General features: G+C 66.8%; 9 protein-coding genes. 1 reads left to right on the top strand and 8 read right to left on the bottom strand.

The window, feature by feature from the left end; translation table 11 throughout:
* Positions 1–54: 54 nt before the first annotated feature.
* From fusA to rpsL, 3 genes are read right to left on the bottom strand one after another with little or no spacing between them, the layout of a single operon-like run.
* Complete coding sequence (gene fusA / locus ACZ7GZ_RS12565) at positions 55–2,181, bottom strand: elongation factor G (RefSeq protein WP_471023453.1); 2,127 nt, start codon at positions 2,179–2,181, stop codon at positions 55–57.
* 39 nt (positions 2,182–2,220) lie between these two features.
* Positions 2,221–2,691, bottom strand: a complete 471-nt coding sequence (rpsG, locus tag ACZ7GZ_RS12560) for a 30S ribosomal protein S7 (protein ID WP_003998848.1) — start codon at positions 2,689–2,691, stop codon at positions 2,221–2,223.
* A 2-nt stretch (positions 2,692–2,693) separates the two neighbouring features.
* Positions 2,694–3,065: a 30S ribosomal protein S12 gene (gene rpsL / locus ACZ7GZ_RS12555; protein ID WP_003948652.1), complete on the bottom strand. Its 372-nt coding sequence runs from the start codon at positions 3,063–3,065 to the stop codon at positions 2,694–2,696.
* Positions 3,066–3,387: 322 nt separating this feature from the next.
* Here rpsL and ACZ7GZ_RS12550 point away from each other — a divergent pair, with 322 nt between their 5' ends.
* On the top strand, positions 3,388–3,834 hold the full coding sequence (locus ACZ7GZ_RS12550) for a cold-shock protein (protein WP_471023450.1): 447 nt from the start codon (positions 3,388–3,390) through the stop codon (positions 3,832–3,834).
* A gap of 78 nt (positions 3,835–3,912) precedes the next feature.
* Here ACZ7GZ_RS12550 and ACZ7GZ_RS12545 read toward each other — a convergent pair whose 3' ends face one another.
* The 5 genes from ACZ7GZ_RS12545 to ACZ7GZ_RS12525 form a co-directional block, all read right to left on the bottom strand.
* On the bottom strand, positions 3,913–7,812 hold the full coding sequence (locus ACZ7GZ_RS12545) for a DNA-directed RNA polymerase subunit beta' (RefSeq protein WP_471023448.1): 3,900 nt from the start codon (positions 7,810–7,812) through the stop codon (positions 3,913–3,915).
* Positions 7,813–7,910: 98 nt separating this feature from the next.
* A complete protein-coding gene (rpoB, locus tag ACZ7GZ_RS12540; protein WP_471023445.1) occupies positions 7,911–11,396 on the bottom strand; it encodes a DNA-directed RNA polymerase subunit beta in 3,486 nt (1,161 codons plus the stop codon).
* A 591-nt stretch (positions 11,397–11,987) separates the two neighbouring features.
* Entirely contained in the window at positions 11,988–12,377 is a 390-nt protein-coding gene (gene rplL / locus ACZ7GZ_RS12535) for a 50S ribosomal protein L7/L12 (protein WP_471023444.1), read from the bottom strand.
* A 116-nt stretch (positions 12,378–12,493) separates the two neighbouring features.
* Positions 12,494–13,024 (bottom strand): 50S ribosomal protein L10, encoded by a 531-nt coding sequence (rplJ, locus tag ACZ7GZ_RS12530; RefSeq protein ID WP_167991102.1) that lies wholly within the window; start codon positions 13,022–13,024, stop codon positions 12,494–12,496.
* Between the two features lie 1,134 nt (positions 13,025–14,158).
* Positions 14,159–15,094, bottom strand: coding sequence for an SCO4651 family lipoprotein (locus ACZ7GZ_RS12525; RefSeq protein ID WP_471023442.1), 936 nt, complete (start codon positions 15,092–15,094; stop codon positions 14,159–14,161).
* Between the last annotated feature and the right edge of the window lie 4 nt (positions 15,095–15,098).

The raw sequence follows: 15,098 nt of genomic DNA, 5'->3' as shown, positions 1-15,098 counted from the left end.
CTGAATGCCCCTTGAGGCTCCGGAGTCAAGCCTAAAGCGTGTGAACGCGGTGCGTTACTCGCCCTTGGCCTTCGCGATGATCTCCTCGGCGACGTTCCGCGGAACCTCGGCGTAGGAGTCGAACTGCATCGAGTAGCTTGCGCGACCCGACGTCTTGCTGCGGAGGTCGCCGACGTAGCCGAACATCTCCGACAGGGGCACGAGGCCCTTCACGACGCGGGCACCAGCCCGCTCCTCCATGGCCTGGATCTGGCCACGGCGGGAGTTGATGTCGCCGATGACCTCACCCATGTAGTCCTCGGGCGTGGTGACCTCGACGGCCATCATCGGCTCGAGCAGCACGGGCGAAGCCTTGCGCGCGGCCTCCTTGAAGGCCTGCGAACCGGCGATCTTGAAGGCGAGCTCGGAGGAGTCGACCTCGTGGTAGCCACCGTCGATCAGGATGACGCGCACGCCGGTCATCTCGTAACCGGCGAGGATGCCGAACTGCATGGCCTCCTGCGCACCGGCGTCGACCGAAGGGATGTACTCCTTCGGGATACGACCACCGGTCACCTTGTTCACGAACTCGTACGAGGCGTCGCCACCCTCGATGGGCTCGATCGCGATCTGCACCTTGGCGAACTGACCGGTACCACCGGTCTGCTTCTTGTGGGTGTAGTCCACGCGCTCGACGGCCTTGCGGATCGTCTCGCGGTACGCGACCTGCGGCTTGCCGACGTTGGCCTCGACCTTGAACTCACGGCGCATACGGTCGACCAGCACCTCGAGGTGCAGCTCGCCCATACCACCGATGATGGTCTGGCCGGTCTCCTCGTCCGAGTGGACCTGGAAGGACGGGTCCTCCTCGGCCAGGCGCTGGATCGCGACGCCCAGCTTCTCCTGGTCACCCTTCGACTTGGGCTCGATGGCGACCTGGATGACCGGCGCCGGGAAGTCCATGGACTCCAGGATGACCGGGTTCTTGTCGTCGGACAGCGTCTCACCGGTGGTGGTCTGCTTCAGGCCCATGACGGCGACGATGTCGCCGGCGCCCACCGACTCGATCTCCTCACGCTTGTTGGCGTGCATGCGGTAGATCTTGCCGATGCGCTCCTTCTTGCCCTTGACGGAGTTCAGCACCGAAGAGCCGGACTCCAGGCGGCCCGAGTAAACCCGGACGAAGGTGAGCTTGCCGAGGTGCGGGTCGCTCATGATCTTGAACGCCAGCGCGGACAGCGGCTCGTCGTCGGACGGCTTGCGCTTGACGACGACCTCGGGGTCCTTGACGTCGTGGCCCTCGATGGCCTCGATGTCGACCGGCGACGGCAGGTAGCGCACGACCGCGTCGAGCAGGGGCTGAACGCCCTTGTTCTTGAACGCGGTGCCGCAGAACACCGGGGTCACCGTGGTGCCGGTGCCCTTGCCGGACGCGATGGTGATACGACGGATCGCGGCGTACAGCTGCTCCACGGAGGGCTCGTTGCCCTCCAGGTACAGCTCCATGATCTCTTCGTCGTTCTCGGCCACGGCCTCGAGCAGCTTGCCGCGGTACTCCTCGGCAGCCTCGGTGTGCGTGCTCGGGATGTCGACGACGTCGTACATCTCGCCCTTGGTGGCCTCGGCGGACCAGACCAGGGCCTTCATCGTCACCAGGTCGATGACGCCCTTGAAGTCGGCCTCGGCACCGATCGGCAGCTGCATCACGATCGGCTGAGCGCCCAGGCGGTCAGAGATCATGTCGACGCAGCGGTGGAACTCGGCACCGGTGCGGTCGAGCTTGTTGACGAAGCAGATACGCGGAACGCCGTAGCGGTCCGCCTGACGCCACACCGTCTCGGACTGGGGCTCAACGCCGGCGACGCCGTCGAACACCGTCACGGCACCGTCGAGCACACGCAGGGAACGCTCCACCTCGACGGTGAAGTCGACGTGGCCCGGCGTGTCGATGATGTTGATGGTGTGGTCGACGTCCTCCAGCGGCCAGTGACAGGTGGTGGCAGCAGAGGTGATCGTGATGCCACGCTCCTGCTCCTGCTCCATCCAGTCCATGGTGGCAGCGCCGTCGTGGACCTCACCGATCTTGTACGAAACGCCGGTGTAGAACAGGATCCGCTCGGTGGTGGTCGTCTTGCCCGCGTCGATGTGGGCCATGATGCCGATGTTGCGCACCTTGGCCAGGTCAAGTGAAGTGGTAGCCATAAGGCTTCAGTCTTCTCTCGGTCTCGATGTGGGTAGCGACTACCAGCGGTAGTGCGCGAAGGCCTTGTTGGACTCGGCCATCTTGTGGGTGTCCTCGCGCTTCTTCACAGCCGCACCGAGGCCGTTGGAGGCGTCGAGAAGCTCGTTGAGGAGACGCTCGGTCATGGTCTTCTCGCGACGGGCGCGGGAGTAACCGACCAGCCAGCGCAGCGCCAGGGTGTTGGCACGGCCGGGCTTGACCTCGACCGGGACCTGGTAGGTGGCGCCACCGACACGGCGGGACTTGACCTCGAGGGTCGGCTTGATGTTCTCGAGAGCGCGCTTGAGCGTGATGACCGGGTCGTTGCCGGTCTTCTCGCGCAGGCCCTCCATGGCGCCGTAGACGATCCGCTCGGCAGTCGAGCGCTTGCCGTTCAGCAGCACCTTGTTGATCAGGGAGGTCACCAGAGGAGAGCCGTAGACCGGGTCGATGATGACCGGGCGCTTCGGGGCGGGGCCCTTACGAGGCATTCTTACTTCTCCTTCTTGGCGCCGTAGCGGCTGCGGGCCTGCTTGCGGTTCTTGACACCCTGGGTGTCGAGCGAACCACGGATGATCTTGTAGCGAACACCCGGCAGGTCCTTCACACGGCCGCCGCGCACGAGCACGATGGAGTGCTCCTGCAGGTTGTGTCCCTCACCCGGAATGTAAGCGGTGACCTCGATGCCGCTGGTCAGACGCACACGCGCGACCTTGCGGAGGGCCGAGTTCGGCTTCTTCGGGGTGGTCGTGAACACACGCGTGCAGACGCCGCGACGCTGAGGGGAACCCTCGAGTGCGGGCGTCTTGTTCTTCTCGACCTTGTCCTGCCGGCCCTTGCGGACCAGCTGCTGGATCGTAGGCACTACTTCTCCGGTTTCTGTGTGCCGATAGGTACAGCTAACCTGGAACTTCGCCGACCCACGCGGTCGGGTGTGTCGAATCCCGCAGACTCTCGCCGCAAGGCGAAAAGGGCGCAGATTACGGTGGCCGGTCGCGGCTCGCCATGCGGTCTGAAGGCACGCACACGAGCCAGGGCACACCCCAGGCACAAGGTCTGAGCGTACCTACCTCATCCAGCTGGGTCAAAACGAATAGGCTGACGACGTAACCCGGACGAGCCGCGAGGCTAGGATCCACCGCAGATGTTTCGGGCAAGGGGCCCGAGAAGGTGGTGACGGGGTTCGGATGGCTGTCGGTAAGGTTCTCCGGTTCGACGGGGTGCGGGGCTACGGTTTCATCGCTCCTGAGCACGGCGGGGAGGACGTCTTCCTGCACGCGAACGATCTCCTGATACCGGAGTCCTCCCTGCGTTCCGGGACGTGGGTCGAGTTCGAGATCGAGGACGGCGACCGCGGTCCCAAGGCGTCTTCCGTCCGGCTTGCCGACAGGGCACAGACACCCGTGATACCTCCGCCGGCGCGGCTCCGGGTGCCTCCGTCCGTGCAGGCCTTCACCGCCGGACTCGAGGACGCTGAAGATCCCACGTGCGATGTGCTCAGTGTCGCGGAGTACAACTCCGAGGTGACGGAACTCCTGCTGACCTCGGCCCCCTGGATGACCGGGGAACAGATCACCCAGGTCCGCCGGCAGCTGGTACAGCTCGGCAAGAGCCACGGCTGGGTCGAGGGCTGACGCCCGGCTGATCCCGTCACGAGCTCTACGCCGAAGGGCGGCCACCCCCTGTGGGAGTGGCCGCCCTTCAACTCATTCTTACTGGTTGTACGGACCGTAGTCGTAGTCCTCCAGCGGAACGGCCTGGCCGGAGCCGGTGCCGAACGGCGAGTAGTCGATGTCGTCGTAGCCGACGGCCGAGTACATCGCGGCCTTGGCCTCCTCGGTCGGCTCGACCCGGATGTTGCGGTAGCGGGACAGACCCGTACCGGCCGGGATGAGCTTACCGATGATGACGTTCTCCTTGAGGCCGATGAGGCTGTCGGACTTGGCGTTGATCGCCGCGTCCGTCAGAACTCGGGTCGTCTCCTGGAAGGAGGCGGCCGACAGCCAGGACTCCGTCGCCAGCGAGGCCTTGGTGATACCCATCAGCTGCGGACGACCGGAGGCCGGGTGACCGCCCTCCTGGACCACACGACGGTTCTCGGTCTCGAACTTCGAGCGCTCGACCAGCTCGCCGGGCAGCAGCTCGGCGTCGCCCGACTCGATGATCGTCACGCGGCGCAGCATCTGCCGGATGATGATCTCGATGTGCTTGTCGTGGATCGACACACCCTGCGAGTTGTACACCTTCTGGACCTCGCCGACCAGGTGGACCTGGACGGCACGCTGACCCAGGATGCGCAGCACGTCGTGCGGGTTGGTGGCACCCACGGTGAGCTGCTGGCCGACCTCGACGTGCTCGCCCTCGCTGACCAGGACCTTGGCACGCTTGGAGATCGGGTACGCCGTCTCGTCGCTGCCGTCGTCCGGGGTGACCACGAGCTTCTTGGTCTTCTCGGTCTCCTCGATGCGCACGCGGCCGGAGGCCTCGGAGATCGGGGCGACACCCTTCGGGGTACGGGCCTCGAAGAGCTCGACGACACGCGGCAGACCCTGGGTGATGTCGTCACCGGCCACACCACCGGTGTGGAAGGTACGCATCGTCAGCTGGGTACCGGGCTCACCGATGGACTGGGCGGCGATGATGCCGACCGCCTCACCGATGTCGACCAGCTTGCCGGTGGCCAGCGAACGGCCGTAGCACATCGCGCAGGTGCCGACGGCGGACTCACAGGTCAGGACCGAGCGGGTCTTGACCTCCGCGACGCCGTTCCTGACCAGCTCGTCGATGAGCACGTCGCCCAGGTCGGTACCGGCCGGGGCCAGCACCCTGCCGTCGACCACGATGTCCTCGGCGAGGCAGCGCGCGTACACGGACGTCTCGACGTTGTCCGTCTTGCGCAGGACACCGCCCTCGCCGCGCTCGGCGATCGCCAGCTTGAGGCCGCGCTCGGTGCCGCAGTCCTCCTCGCGGATGATGACGTCCTGCGAGACGTCCACCAGACGCCGGGTCAGGTAACCCGAGTCGGCGGTACGAAGGGCGGTGTCCGCCAGACCCTTACGGGCACCGTGCGTGGAGATGAAGTACTCCAGCACGGAGAGGCCTTCACGGAAGCTCGCCTTGATCGGACGCGGGATCGTCTCGTTCTTCGCGTTCGACACCAGACCGCGCATACCGGCGATCTGCCGCATCTGCATCATGTTTCCTCGGGCACCCGAGTCAACCATCATGAAGATGGGGTTGGTCTTGGGGAAGTTCTCGTTCATCGCCTCGGCGACCTCGTTGGTCGCCTTGGTCCAGATCGCGATGAGCTCCTGAGTGCGCTCTTCCTTGGTGATCAGACCGCGCTCGTACTGCTTCTGGACCTTCTCGTCCTGCGCCTCGTAGCCGCGGACGATCTCCTTCTTCGCCTCGGGGACGACGACGTCGGAGATGGCGACGGTGACGCCGGAACGGGTGGCCCAGTAGAAGCCGGACGCCTTCAGGTTGTCGAGCGTCGCCGCCACGATGACCTTCGGGTAGCGCTCGGCGAGGTCGTTGACGATCTCGGAGAGCTGCTTCTTGCCCACCGAGTAGTCCACGAACGGGTAGTCCTCGGGCAGCAGCTCGTTGAAGAGCGCACGGCCCAGGGTCGTCCGCAGGCGGAAGGTGTCACCCTGCTGCCACTCGGGCTCGCCCTCCTCGCGCGCCGGCGGGGTCCAGCCGCGCGGCGGGATGGTGCCCACCGGGAAGCGGATGTCGATCGCCGACTGCAGCGCCAGCTCGCCGGCGTCGAACGCCATGATCGCCTCGGCCGTGGAGCCGAAGGACCGGCCCTCGCCCTTGGTGTCACGCAGCTCGCCGTCGGTGGTGAGGAAGAACAGACCGAGGACCATGTCCTGGGTCGGCATCGTCACCGGGCGGCCGTCGGCCGGCTTGAGGATGTTGTTCGAGGACAGCATCAGGATGCGGGCCTCGGCCTGCGCCTCCGCGGACAGCGGCAGGTGCACGGCCATCTGGTCACCGTCGAAGTCCGCGTTGAACGCGGTGCAGACGAGCGGGTGGATCTGGATGGCCTTGCCCTCGACCAGCTGCGGCTCGAAGGCCTGGATGCCGAGGCGGTGCAGGGTGGGCGCACGGTTCAGCAGGACCGGGTGCTCGGCGATGACCTCTTCGAGGACGTCGTACACGACCGTACGGCCGCGCTCCACCATCCGCTTGGCGCTCTTGATGTTCTGCGCGTGGTTCAGGTCGACCAGGCGCTTCATCACGAACGGCTTGAACAGCTCCAGCGCCATGGCCTTGGGCAGACCGCACTGGTGCAGCTTCAGCTGCGGGCCGACGACGATGACGGAACGCGCCGAGTAGTCGACACGCTTACCGAGCAGGTTCTGACGGAATCGACCCTGCTTACCCTTCAGCATGTCGCTGAGGGACTTCAGCGGGCGGTTGCCGGGGCCCGTCACCGGGCGACCCCGACGGCCGTTGTCGAAGAGCGCGTCGACGGCCTCCTGGAGCATGCGCTTCTCGTTGTTCACGATGATCTCGGGCGCGCCGAGGTCGAGAAGCCGCTTCAGGCGGTTGTTGCGGTTGATCACACGGCGGTACAGGTCGTTCAGGTCGGAGGTCGCGAAGCGGCCACCGTCCAGCTGCACCATCGGACGCAGGTCCGGCGGGATGACCGGGACGCAGTCCAGGACCATGCCCTTGGGGCTGTTGGAGGTCTGCAGGAACGCGGAGACGACCTTCAGCCGCTTCAGGGCGCGGGTCTTCTTCTGGCCCTTGCCGGTGCGGATGATCTCGCGGAGACGCTCGGCCTCCTCCTCGAGGTCGAAGGACTCCAGGCGCTTCTGCAGCGCCGCGGCACCCATCGAGCCGTCGAAGTAGGTGCCGAAGCGGTCACGCAGCTCGCGGTAGAGCAGCTCGTCGCCCTCGAGGTCCTGGACCTTGAGGTTCTTGAACCGGGTCCACACCTCGTCGAGACGGTCGATCTCGCGCTGCGCACGGTCGCGCAGCTGCTTCATCTCGCGCTCGGCACCCTCGCGCACCTTGCGGCGCACGTCGGCCTTGGCGCCCTCGGCCTCCAGCTCGGCCAGGTCGGTCTCGAGCTTCTTGGCACGGGCCTCCAGGTCGGCGTCCCGGCGGTTCTCGATCTGCTGGCGCTCGACCGAGACGTGCGCCTCCAGGGAGGGCAGGTCGCGGGTACGGCGCTCCTCGTCGACGTACGTGATCATGTACGCGGCGAAGTAGATGACCTTCTCGAGGTCCTTCGGCGCCAGGTCCAGCAGGTAGCCGAGGCGCGACGGGACACCCTTGAAGTACCAGATGTGCGTGACGGGCGCGGCCAGCTCGATGTGGCCCATCCGCTCACGGCGCACCTTGGCGCGCGTGACCTCGACGCCACAGCGCTCGCAGATGATGCCCTTGAAGCGGACGCGCTTGTACTTGCCGCAGTAGCACTCCCAGTCCCGGGTCGGACCGAAGATCTTCTCGCAGAAGAGCCCGTCCTTTTCCGGCTTCAGGGTGCGGTAGTTGATGGTCTCCGGCTTCTTGACCTCGCCGTGGCTCCACTGGCGGATGTCGTCAGCGGTGGCCAGACCGATCCGGAGCTCGTCGAAGAAGTTGACGTCGAGCACTATGCGTCAATCCCTCTCAGGGTTGAAAGTCTGTGGTCTGAAACGGGGGCCTGGGGGTCGGCGGGGCCCTTGTGGGTCAGGGCCCCGCCGGACTCCCGTCAGACCTCTTCGACGCTGCTCGGCTCGCGCCGGGACAGGTCGATACCGAGCTCCTCCGCAGCGCGGAAGACGTCCTCGTCGGTGTCGCGCATCTCGATGGACATACCGTCGCTGGACAGCACCTCCACGTTCAGGCAGAGCGACTGCATCTCCTTGATGAGCACCTTGAAGGACTCGGGGATGCCGGGCTCGGGGATGTTCTCGCCCTTGACGATGGCCTCGTAGACCTTCACGCGGCCGGTGACGTCGTCGGACTTGATGGTCAGCAGCTCCTGGAGGGCGTACGCGGCGCCGTAGGCCTCGAGGGCCCACACCTCCATCTCACCGAACCGCTGGCCACCGAACTGGGCCTTACCACCCAGCGGCTGCTGGGTGATCATCGAGTACGGACCGGTCGAGCGGGCGTGCAGCTTGTCGTCGACCAGGTGGTGCAGCTTCAGGATGTACATGTAGCCGACCGAGATCGGGTCCGGGAACGGCTCACCGCTACGGCCGTCGAACAGCCGCGCCTTGCCGGACGGGAGGACCATGCGCTCGCCGTCGCGGTTCGGGATGGTGTGCTGCAGCAGACCCGCCAGCTCGTCCTCGCGGGCACCGTCGAAGACCGGGGTCGCGACGTTGGTGCGCGGGGCGACCTGGTCGGCGCCGATGACCTGCAGGCGCTGGGCCCACTCGTCCGCGAGGCCGGAGACGTCCCAGCCGCGGCTGGCGAGCCAGCCGAGGTGGATCTCCAGGACCTGTCCCGGGTTCATTCGGGACGGCACACCCAGCGGGTTGAGGATGATGTCGACCGGAGTTCCGTCCTCGAGGAACGGCATGTCCTCGATGGGAAGGATCTTCGAGATGACACCCTTGTTGCCGTGGCGGCCGGCGAGCTTGTCACCATCGGTGATCTTGCGCTTCTGCGCGACGTAGACGCGGACCAGCTGGTTCACGCCCGGCGGCAGCTCGTCGCCCTCCTCGCGGTCGAAGACGCGCACGCCGATGACCTTGCCGGTCTCGCCGTGCGGCACCTTCAGCGAGGTGTCACGGACCTCACGGGCCTTCTCACCGAAGATCGCGCGCAGCAGGCGCTCCTCGGGGGTCAGCTCCGTCTCACCCTTCGGGGTCACCTTGCCGACGAGGATGTCACCGGCGATGACCTCGGCACCGATGCGGATGATGCCGCGCTCGTCGAGGTCGGCGAGGACCTCCTCGGAGACGTTCGGGATGTCCCGGGTGATCTCCTCGGGGCCGAGCTTGGTGTCACGGGCGTCGACCTCGTGCTCCTCGATGTGGATCGAGGAGAGGACGTCGTCCTGCACGAGGCGCTGCGACAGGATGATCGCGTCCTCGTAGTTGTGACCCTCCCACGGCATGAACGCCACGAGCAGGTTCTTGCCGAGGGCCATCTCGCCGTTCTGGGTGGCCGGGCCGTCGGCCAGCACCTGGCCGGTGATGACGCGGTCGCCCTCGTTGACGATGACCTTCTGGTTGACCGAGGTGCCCTGGTTGGACCGGGAGAACTTGGCCAGGCGGTACGTGATGTACGTGCCGTCGTCGTTGGCGGTGGTGATGTAGTCCGCGGAGACCTCCTGGACCACACCGTCCTTCTCGGCCTTGACCACGTCGCCGGCGTCGACCGCGGAGCGGTACTCCATGCCGGTGCCGACGAGCGGTGCCTCGGACTTAATCAGCGGCACGGCCTGACGCATCATGTTCGCGCCCATGAGGGCACGGTTCGCGTCGTCGTGCTCGAGGAAGGGGATCATGGCGGTCGCGACCGACACCATCTGGCGCGGCGAGACGTCCATGTAGTCCACGTCCTCGCCGCCGACGTAGTCGACCTCGCCGCCACGGCGGCGGACCAGCACGCGGGCCTCGGCGAACCGCATCTCGTCGGTCAGCGGCGCGTTGGCCTGCGCGATGACGAAGCGGTCCTCCTCGTCGGCGGTCAGGTAGTCGACCTCGTCGGTGACCTGGCCGTCGACGACCTTGCGGTACGGCGTCTCGATGAAACCGAACGCGTTGACCCGGCCGTAGGAGGCGAGCGAACCGATCAGACCGATGTTCGGGCCTTCCGGCGTCTCGATCGGGCACATGCGGCCGTAGTGCGAGGGGTGCACGTCACGGACCTCGAAGCCGGCCCGCTCACGGGAGAGACCACCCGGGCCGAGGGCGTTCAGACGACGCTTGTGCGTCAGCCCCGACAGCGGGTTGTTCTGGTCCATGAACTGGGACAGCTGGCTGGTGCCGAAGAACTCCTTGATGGAGGCGACGACCGGCCGGATGTTGATCAGGGTCTGCGGCGTGATCGCCTCGACGTCCTGCGTGGTCATGCGCTCGCGCACGACACGCTCCATACGGGCGAGACCCGTGCGGACCTGGTTCTGGATCAGCTCGCCGACGCTGCGGATACGACGGTTGCCGAAGTGGTCGATGTCGTCGGTCTCGACCATGATCGAGCGACCGGACTCACCGATCGTCTCGGTCTCGCCGGCGTGCAGCTTCACCAGGTACTTGATGGTGGCGATGATGTCGTCGGTGGTGAGCACACCGGCGTCCAGCGGCTCGTCCGCACCGAGCTTCTTGTTCACCTTGTAGCGGCCGACCTTGGCGAGGTCGTAGCGCTTGGGGTTGAAGTAGAGGTTCTCCAGCAGCGTCTGTGCGGCCTCACGCGTGGGGGGCTCGCCCGGGCGCAGCTTGCGGTAGATGTCGAGCAGCGCGTCGTCCTGGCCCTGGGTGTGGTCCTTCTCCAGGGTGGCGCGCATGGACTCGTACTCGCCGAACTCCTCGAGGATCTGCTCGGTCGTCCAGCCGAGCGCCTTGAGCAGCACGGTGACCGACTGCTTGCGCTTGCGGTCGATGCGGACACCGACCATGTCGCGCTTGTCGATCTCCATCTCCAGCCAGGCACCCCGGGACGGGATGATCTTGGCGGAGAAGATGTCCTTGTCGGACGTCTTGTCGATGCTGGAGTCGAAGTAGACACCGGGGGAACGGACCAGCTGAGACACCACGACACGCTCGGTGCCGTTGATGACGAAGGTGCCCTTGTTCGTCATGAGCGGGAAGTCGCCCATGAAGACCGTCTGGGACTTGATCTCACCGGTCTCGTTGTTGGTGAACTCGGCGGTGACGAAGAGCGGGGCGGCGTACGTGAAGTCGCGCTCCTTGCACTCGTCGATGGAGTTCTTCGGCGGCTCGAAGCGGTGGTCCCGGAACGTCAGGGACATCGACCCGGAGAAGTCCTCGATCGGGGAGATCTCCTCGAAGATCTCCTCCAGACCGGACTTGGTGGGGACGTCCTGACCGTTCTCCAGAGCCTCCTCGACCCGACTCTGCCAGGCGGTGTTGCCGAGCAGCCAGTCGAAGCTCTCGGTCTGCAGCGCGAGCAGGTTCGGAACCTCGAGAGGCTCCTTGATCTTTGCAAAGGAGATGCGCAGCGGGGCGGTGCTGGCGCCGTTGTTCGTATTCGCGGTCGAGGCATTGCGCGAGGCGGCCAAGAGGGGGTCCTTCCGAGGGCTCGGACTCACTACGCGCGTGCCGGCCCCTCTCCCGCACACAGAGACAGAAAGCCCAGGTCAAAGTGGCTTTTGTCATCGATGCTCGAGTGAGGGCAGACCCCTGGTGACGGGCAGGGGACAGCTAACAGGCAGCGCAAAGGGTCAGTGTAGCCACTCGGCACACTGATGTCCAGTGCGGGTTTGTCGAGACCCTCGCTGTCCTCACCGCTCTTGTCAACGCCCTCGGCATGCCTGCCCTCAACGCACGTTGATACTGCCCTCTTCGCCGTCGATCCATGCCTCGGATTCGGATCCTTGTGACGACGCGTCCTGAGAATTGCGCGCTGCGTGCGGTTCGTCAAGGCCCCTCAGTCCAAACGAGACTGGCCGGAGACACGACGAAGATCACCATACCCCTCGCCGTCGCGAGTGCAAGGCAACCGTGGTCGGTCCTCCGGATACGCCGAAGAGCGACCACCCGGATGGATGATCGCTCTTCGGTGCGTTCGCGTTACAGCCCTGCGGGGCACTTTTCAGGGCGCCACGGGGCCGCGCTCAGCGCGCGTTCGAGTCCTGGGGACCCGAGAGGTCTTACTTGACCTCGACGGAGGCGCCGGCGCCCTTGAGGGCCTCGGCGGCCTTGTCGGCGGCTTCCTTGTTGACCTTCTCGAGGACCGGCTTCGGGGTGCCGTCGACGAGGTCCTTGGCCTCCTTCAGACCCAGCGAGGTCAGCTCACGCACGACCTTGATGACCTGGATCTTCTTGTCGCCGGCGCCGGTGAGGATGACGTCGAACTCGTCCTTCTCCTCCTCGGCCTCGGCGGCAGCGCCACCGGCGACACCGCCGGCCATGACGACCGGGGCAGCAGCGGCAGCGGTGACGTCGAACTTGTCCTCGAAGGCCTTCACGAACTCGGAGAGCTCGATGAGGGTCATCTCCTCGAACTGGGCAAGCAGCTCGTCCTGGGTGAGCTTCGCCATGATGGCGGTCCTTCCACTCAATCGGCAGGTGCCGGATGTACTGGGTAAGGCGGGCGTACGTCGGCCCGCTGAGACCCTCGCCGCGTCATGCGGCCAGGATCAGAAAGCGAGCCGAATTACTCGGCACCGCCCTGCTCGGCCTGCTTGGCGCGCAGCGCGTCCACGGTGCGGACGAGCTTCGACGGCAGCGCCTGGAAGACGGAGGCAGCCTGGGACTGCTTCGCCTTGAAGGCACCGGCCAGCTTGCTGAGCAGAACCTCGCGGGACTCGAGGTCCGCAAGCTTCTTGATCTCGTCGGCGGACAGCGCCTTGCCGTCAAGGACACCGCCCTTGATGACGAGATTCGGGTTTTCCTTGGCGAAGTCACGCAGACCCTTCGCCGACTCCACCGGGTCACCGGTGACGAAGGCGACGGCCGTCGGACCAGCGAAGAGCTGGTCGTCCAGCGTGATCCCGGCCTCGTTGGCCGCAATCTTGGTCAGCGTGTTCTTCACCACGGCGTACTGGGCGTTCTCACCGAGCGACCGGCGCAGCGTCTTGAGCTGCGCCACGGTGAGACCGCGGTACTCGGTCAGCACGGCGGCGTTGGAGCTGCGGAACTTGTCCGTCAGCTCCGCAACCGCGGCAGCCTTGTCGGGCCTCGCCATAGAGCCTCGGCCTCCTTCCGGGTGATTCGGACCGCGCGGACCCGAAGGAGGACTGGGGAAACGAAACGCCCCGGCGCAGGCGCACGGGGCGGACTCGACCGGTCGCACACGCGCTCGGCGCGCGCACTCCGGGAGTTCTTCCACTGTCACCTGCGCGGGTCGCCCACTTTTCAGCGGATCCTTCGGCCACCGCGCCCTCGTTCGAGTGCACGGCAACGACCAGCGGTCTTTGGCTTCTGCAAGAGAGTACGGGACCGGGGCGCCGTCGAGCAAATCGACCGTAAGCGACTCCCCCGGGCCCACAGGAACCCTCCCCGCACGACCGCCGCACGGGGCCGAGCCGCAGCTCTACGACCGGGGCTGCCGCACGCGGCCGAGTCGCACATTCTGCGACATGGGGGCTGCCCTGCGCGGACGAACCGCACATTCTTCGACACGGTCAGCCGCACGCCGGGGGGCGGGTCGAGCCGTTGCTCTGCTATCCGGGCTGCACGGCCTGGCCACGGCTCCCGCGACATCGGCCGTGCGGCAGCCCGCCCGTGTCGTGGAGCTTCGGCTCGCGCCCAGCACGGCTCGGCCGTGGGCCCTGGGCCGGCTGCGGCAGGAGGCTTCAGCGGCGGGCTCTACAGGCCGCCGCATGAGGTCGAGCTGTCGTCCTCCGGCACGGATGCCGTGACAGCTCGGCCTCACCCTCGCGCACCGGCCGCGGCACGAGGCACCGCCCCAAGCTCTCCCGCACGGATCTCCGCAGGTGGCCCAGCCTCAAACCCTCCAGCACAGACCCGCACGAGGCCGAACGCAGGATCTCCCGCGCGAGCTCCGTCGCCACGGCCCCCCGGCCGCGGTGAGGAAGGCGGCCTCGCGGGCCGTGTCGCGCCCGGCCTGGTGCCGCACGGCGGCCCTGTCCACGGGCAGTCCGCCGCCGGGGCAGAAACCTCACGGTGGGCCCGGAGTCGAGCCGGTGCCGGCCGTGCCGCCGAGGGGGTGATCCCCGCCCGGCCCGGCGAAGGCCCAGCGGCGAACCCAGCCGTCGGCCCGGATCCGGCCCTGCTCGGTCGCGCGCGCCGCGCGCGCCGCGCGGGCCGACGCCGCCGGTGCGGGCTCGGCGCACCGGCGGAGAGAGTGGGCGGTGCTTCAGGAGAGGGTGCCGGTGGCGGAGCCGCTCGACGTGTTGCCCGAGCCGTGGGTCCCGAGGGACTTCATCAGGTCCTTGAAGTCCTTGGTGTCACTGGCCGACGGCGCCTCGGCCGAGACCGGCACGCCGTAGTCGCTGTAGGACGCGCTGCTGGTCAGGGTGCCCTTGGCCGTGTCCGCCTTCTCGGTCTTCTTCACCAGCAGGTTCTGGTCGTTGATCCAGATGTCGATGGTGTCGGTGGTGACGCCCGCCCGGTCGAGCTGCTTCTTCAGGGCCGCCAGCTGGTCCGCGCTGAGGTTGCTGCTCCGGCCCGCGAGGTCGGCGACGTTGACCGTGCCCGCGTAGTGCCTGGTGTGGACGCCGGAGACCGTCTCCTCGCCGACCTTCTTCACGTCACCGGAGGCCAGCAGCATTTTCACGGCCTGGTTCGGCGAGGACGTCTGGGCCTGGTCCTTCAGGTACGAGCCGGAGGCGCCGGCGAGCTTGGCGAGGTCGTCGTACGCGTACCTGACCCAGTGCTTGCCGCCCGTCTGCCGGGCGAACGCATCGCTCATCTTCACGTAGTAGGCGTCCGGCAGATAGCGGGCCTGCATCGACGCGGTACCGGCCTTGCGCATCATCTGGGCCATCTGCCCGCCGGTGTACGTCATGGTGAGGTTGCCCTTGATGCCGTGGCCCCAGGCGAGGGCGCCGTCCCCGGTCGCCGACATCAGGTTGCCCAGGGACATCGTGGAGTGCACCTTGGCCGAGTCCGCCTTGTCGGTGGACTGCTCGGCGGTGCGCAGTACGGCGGCGATGGGGCTGAGGTGGATCGCGCCGCCGCCGGCCGCCTTGCCGCCCTTCCCGGAGTCCGAGGAGCCGCAGGCGGCCACCCCGGTCAGCGCGGCAACCACCGCCACGGAAAGGGTCATCCGGCGCGCCGTCGTGCTCTTCATCTTG

Source organism: Streptomyces sp. NPDC037288 (genome assembly GCF_055603265.1).
This window is presented reverse-complemented; position numbering and strand designations above follow the sequence as displayed.

Bases quoted from the DNA above. Each gene is read 5' to 3' on its own strand.
- fusA (WP_471023453.1), bottom strand. From the start codon at position 2,181: ATGGCTACCACTTCACTTGACCTGGCCAAGGTGCGCAACATCGGCATC.
- ACZ7GZ_RS12525 (WP_471023442.1), bottom strand. From the start codon at position 15,094: ATGAAGAGCACGACGGCGCGCCGGATGACCCTTTCCGTGGCGGTGGTT.
- ACZ7GZ_RS12550 (WP_471023450.1), top strand. From the start codon at position 3,388: ATGGCTGTCGGTAAGGTTCTCCGGTTCGACGGGGTGCGGGGCTACGGT.
- rpsG (WP_003998848.1), bottom strand. From the start codon at position 2,691: ATGCCTCGTAAGGGCCCCGCCCCGAAGCGCCCGGTCATCATCGACCCG.
- rplL (WP_471023444.1), bottom strand. From the start codon at position 12,377: ATGGCGAAGCTCACCCAGGACGAGCTGCTTGCCCAGTTCGAGGAGATG.
- rplJ (WP_167991102.1), bottom strand. From the start codon at position 13,024: ATGGCGAGGCCCGACAAGGCTGCCGCGGTTGCGGAGCTGACGGACAAG.